Origin of the sequence: Enterococcus sp. BSD2780061688st2 D3 (genome assembly GCF_005844145.1) — a bacterium.
Taxonomy (GTDB): domain Bacteria; phylum Bacillota; class Bacilli; order Lactobacillales; family Enterococcaceae; genus Enterococcus_B; species Enterococcus_B durans.
On sequence record NZ_SPHN01000042.1, the window covers coordinates 1 to 5,132 of the forward strand.

A 5,132-nucleotide genomic window follows, 5' to 3' on the forward strand; every position below is an offset into this window, starting at 1 on the left:
ATTCTTGTGAAAAAGTTCTTCGTGTTCTCTTAGACATAAAAATTCCTCCTGGTATGTTTTCTTCTAGTCTACACACCCTAATTTTTCTGTCTAGTTAATTGTAGCCTATCCAGTTTATTATTGGTACTAAGTAGTATTTTTCTTTTAGGTGGGTGCTCAAATTCTTCTCAATCAAAGCTTGCAGACCTTTTCGAAGAAGAGCAGTCATATTATTTGTCGAATTCTCCTTCTGATGATCCAGAATTCAAAATAGAAAAAATGAAAGATGGTTCTCTTACTGTTTCCAATATTGATAAGGGAATTTCTGAAACAATGGAATATTCTGTAGAAGAAAAAGAGAACGGCTTGTATCATTACCGAATCGCAAATAGCGAAGATTACGGTATATTCGATGTACTAGATAGTTTTACTTCGGATACCAAAGATTTCAATGTTTTTTTTGATGAAAAGAACAATGGTTATGCGTTTGTACCTGTTTCAAAAAATTTCTCTAAAATAGACTCTACGTTAGAAGAGGTAAAAGAAATTTACGATGAAGATCCTCAGTATTTTGTAGCAGAATATAAACAATAGAATGTTAGTAAAGGGAGCCTTTTCAAGGCTCCTTTTTTATACGATTGGAAGGTGAGTAACACGGAAAAAGCAACGGAATTTCTACAGAAATTTAGTGAATGGATCCAAGATGCTAACTTGTTTAGCTATATATTTAAGTGGATTAGCAGTAATTGGATTAAAGGATTGTACAAGTTGGCTTCCGGAGTGGAAGATATCCTGGATCAAGTATTTAAGGTCTTTAGTTTTCTTGATAATGGGACGATAGGTAAAATTTATACAAGCATGCGGGTAGTCTCCCTAACGGTTTTGATTATCATGATTATTGTTATTGCCTATAAATATATTTTAAACGAGCGAGTCGATCTAAAGGCAGGCCTTTTCAGGGCTGTCCTTTTTGTTTGTTTGGGTGTTCAACTTCCTGGGGTGATTACATCTAGTGCGGAATTTGCACAAAAAGTTTATGGAGAAACAAAAAATCTAGACACGACTGAGAAAAGCACTCTTTCTTATAGTATTGTGAAAGAGAATTTAGCAGATTTACAATATGCTTCTAAGAATGGATTTTCTCGTCTTAATAGTGAAACAGGAACACCAAAAAACAATCTATCAGAACAAGCTTTTAAAATGACAGATCTTACGGAAGTGATAACATCTGATAAATTGTCGAGAATGGCAGAAAATGCACAAAATAAAGACGAAGTCTCTTATTTAGAGTATAAAACTAAAACAGATGAGGATGGAAAAATTACTGCAGAAAAAATTGAGTCCGGTATGTTTGACTTTTATAAAGAGGGAAAATTTCGCTTTACGTATAAGACAGGCACGATAACATTGTCGTTATTGACAGTGTCTTTTGCTTTTGTATGTTCTGCGTTCATCATAGCAACGTCTTTGATTGAGCTACTATTTGCAAAGTTGATGTTTCCAGTTCTTTCTGTTTCTGATATTGAAACCGGTCAACGAACAAAAAAAATCCTTTTGGATATTGGGAACAGCTTGTTAGCAATTATGTTGACAGGGTTTAGCTTGAGTATCTTTAAGTTATACTTTTCATTTATAGGTAATCTTGATGTCGATTTTCTTCCATATTTAGTACTTTGTATTGTTGGTGTCCGAATTACGATCGACGGCCCAAATTTCTTTGGGAAATTTCTGGGGTTGGATATTGGGCTTCGCTCAGGATGGCAAGCTATGGTTGGTACAGCAGTTGCTGCGAAAGCTGCGACAAGCGCTGTAAAAGGTGGAGTGAATGCTGGTAGTAGTATTAAAGAGCACGCCGGAAATGCAGTCAGCCGTATGAGAGTCAATAATGGTGTACACGAAAATAACAATGATAAATCGATTCAGAATCGGTCTACTATTCCAGGAAACAATGGATCTTCCACAAAAAGTATAAAAGAATTTGCAGCGAACATGCGACAGTCGTTTGGCATGCAAGACCAACAAGAGCCGGTGACACAAACGCAAGGATCGAATCGATCAGCGGTTCCAAATGATCAGATAAATCCATCGGTTCAAGACAAGGATCAGGTTTCTGCTAATGGAGAGCTGCCTTCAGGAACCAATCTTTCACCAGAAACAACGCATCAACCAATGAACGCTTCTGCTTCTTCCAGCACTGTTTCTGAAGGAAAAGAACCAGATGGAAAAAGCATTGGCAATGTTTCAGCTGAAGCGTTGAAACATATGGGTGAAAGTGGCAATCGAACCGAATCACCGATCGATCCTATCAACGGCAATCGTGCGAATGGTTTGGCAACGGGGAAAACGACCGATTCACAAAAAGTCCAACGAACGACCATTCCGCCGCTTCAGACGCCAAGTAGAAAAGCCGCCATCCAAGCAGCGACTGACAAAGTCAATCAGAACAACAATATGCAACAGTCAAACAATCCGAGTGCATCTGAAGGAAATCCGACTAACACTCAGAGAGCTAACGATCAGGAAGTGAAACGATCCGCACCAGAAACGTCTTACGGCACTTCTGCAGCAGCGCCAAGTCCATCTATTCAATCGACTGAACAAGCGCCTGAAGGAGCTTCTGTGGCATTTGAACGGACTACAAGTGTGAGTCCTTCTACAGCTGCGATCGTACAACGAAGCAATCCATCGTCTACCAGTGCTGGCACTCAAATAGTGCAACAATCACCTAGTAGAGGAATTGATCGATCAACGGTAACACCTGCTAGACGGAGTGAGCCAAAATCAGGTTCGATCAAACAATCAGTACAACCAACGAACCATCGATCGGTGACTAGCCAGAAACCTGCAGAAAAATCAACGGCACCAACGTATCATATTCCAACGGTTGAATCAAAAACGAAGGAGCTTTCTACACCAAAAGAATTGGCCACCAAATACTTGAAAGAGTCGAGTGTGACACCAGAAAATGATTACTATGATATCTATCAATCCATGAATAAAGTAAATGCCGATGATTATATTTAGGAGGAGATCTTGTGTTAAATGTCCATTGTATTGAAGGCCGACTGGCTGAAAGTCCCATCTTAAAGAAAACGGAAAGTGGCACGTGTTATACACGTGTCTTGCTAATATCAAAAAGAAACTTCAAGACAAAAAGGACCTGGGACAAAAATCCAAAGTCCAACCAAAAAACCGGCGTAGGAAATTTTGATTTCCTGCGCCGGTTTTATCTTATCTTTTGAAACAAAAGAACCCCTTCTGATACAACATAAGCGACAAAACGAATACGTAAAGGAGAGGTTCTTATGTACAAAAATTATACCACAGATCAACTAGTTTTACCTTTAGATTTAACGCAGACAATCCCCAAAAATGATATTGCTTATCCTGTTCATCATTTGGTTGAAAGCATTCCAGAAGAAGCCTTTGAACACTTGAAACACCAACGAGGTGCATCAAGCTATCACCCACGAATGATGTTAAAGATAATTCTATGTGCTTACACGCAATCGGTTTTTTCTGGCCGCAGGATTGAAGCACTCCTTCAAGATAGTCTTCGCATGATGTGGTTAGCTCAAGGTTACCAGCCAAGTTATCGAACCATCAATCGTTTTCGAGTGGATGAAGCTGTACAGCCTTTATTAAGAGAGTGTTTCGTTCAATTTCGTTCGCAATTAATTGCGGAAAATGAAATTGATGAAGAAGCTATTTTTATTGATGGAACAAAAATTGAAGCCAATACGAATAAATTTACTTTTGTTTGGCGAAAGTCTGTCGAGCGATACCATCAGAAATTAGAGGAAAAATCTTTGGCTGCGTATCACGAGTTAGTTGAAGAAAAGATTATTCCTGCCCTGCAAACAGAAGTTGAAGGAAATTTGTCCAAAGAAAACATCCAGACTATCTTAACCTCATTGGAACAAACGATTGAAGAACTCAATCAAAAAATGGCGGATGAGCCATGTGGTGCGATTCGTAAAGATCTCCGATTTGAAAGAAAAGCACCAAAATTATTCTATAATCATTTTACATCTCATCAAGAACGTGTGCTTACGTATGAGAAGCACTATCAAATTTTAGGGAAAAGAAATAGCTATTCAAAAACAGATACTGATGCGACGTTTATGCGAATGAAAGATGATTCCATGATGAACGGTCAATTGAAAGCTGGCTATAATTTACAAATTGCCACCAACAATCAATATATTCTTGGCTATGATGTGTTTCCAAACCCAACTGACACTCGAACACTGACTCCTTTTTTGAGCACTTTAAAAAAGGAGTATTTCCCGTTGCCTGAATTTATTGTCGCAGATGCAGGCTATGGCAGCGAAGAGAATTACATGAACGTTCTAGAAAAATTTCAATCCACACCGTTAATCACTTATGGCATGTACGAAAAGGAACAAAAGAAAAAATACAAAAACAATCCATTTCAAGTAAATAATTGGGACTATGATGAAATGAGTAACCAATTCATTTGCCCAGAAGGACGGAAATTGAACTTCAAATACAATGGAATTAGAAATGACAAGTATGGATTCACCCGTCATATTAGTTATTATGAATGTGAAGATTGTTCAAATTGTCCAGTTCGATCACTATGCACAAAAGCCCAAGAAGGATTCAACCGGAGGATTCAAAAAAATTGGACTTGGGAATCCTATAAAACAGTGGTCAAAAAATTATTGCAAGAAAAAGAAACCCAAAAGATTTATGGTCGTAGAAAAATTGATGTGGAAACTGCCTTTGGACACCTGAAGGCTATTTTGTCGTTCACTCGATTATCAGTTCGAGGAAAAGAAAAGGTCAAAAATGAACTCGGATTTGCATTAATGGCAACGAATTTGAGGAAATACCACCTCAAATTCGTCAAACAAAGAGAAGAACAATGCAAAAAAAGCATACACAAAATCATTTTTCAGATTTTTGTGTATGCTTTTTTGTTTTAAAGAACCTTTTTGTCCCAGGTCCTTTTATTTTTTTAGATGCTCAGTCCTCCGCGGTCTCTGCTTTGGAAATCATTTTAAACCAAGCTACAGAATTTGTTGTTCGAGTAAACCGATTTAATTGTTTTATGATTTGTCAAATTAAGCTAGAATAAAATGCTTCTTGTACATAGCTCAAAAATATTTCGATTGGTGTTCTGTAAT

General features: G+C 37.7%; 3 protein-coding genes. All 3 read left to right on the forward strand.

Translation table 11 applies throughout. The features are described 5' to 3' along the window. Positions 1-258: 258 nt before the first annotated feature. The 3 genes from FGQ66_RS14710 to FGQ66_RS14725 all read left to right on the forward strand — a co-directional run bounded on the left by FGQ66_RS14710 (position 259) and on the right by FGQ66_RS14725 (position 4,931). The gene (locus FGQ66_RS14710) at positions 259-573 is read left to right on the forward strand and encodes a hypothetical protein (protein ID WP_225610594.1); all 315 of its coding nucleotides are present in this window, start codon (positions 259-261) and stop codon (positions 571-573) included. Positions 574-624: 51 nt separating this feature from the next. Then, positions 625-3,003, forward strand: coding sequence for a pLS20_p028 family conjugation system transmembrane protein (locus FGQ66_RS14715; RefSeq protein WP_138302647.1), 2,379 nt, complete (start codon positions 625-627; stop codon positions 3,001-3,003). A gap of 281 nt (positions 3,004-3,284) precedes the next feature. Then, positions 3,285-4,931: an IS1182 family transposase gene (locus FGQ66_RS14725; protein ID WP_010731468.1), complete on the forward strand. Its 1,647-nt coding sequence runs from the start codon at positions 3,285-3,287 to the stop codon at positions 4,929-4,931. Positions 4,932-5,132 lie beyond the last annotated feature (201 nt).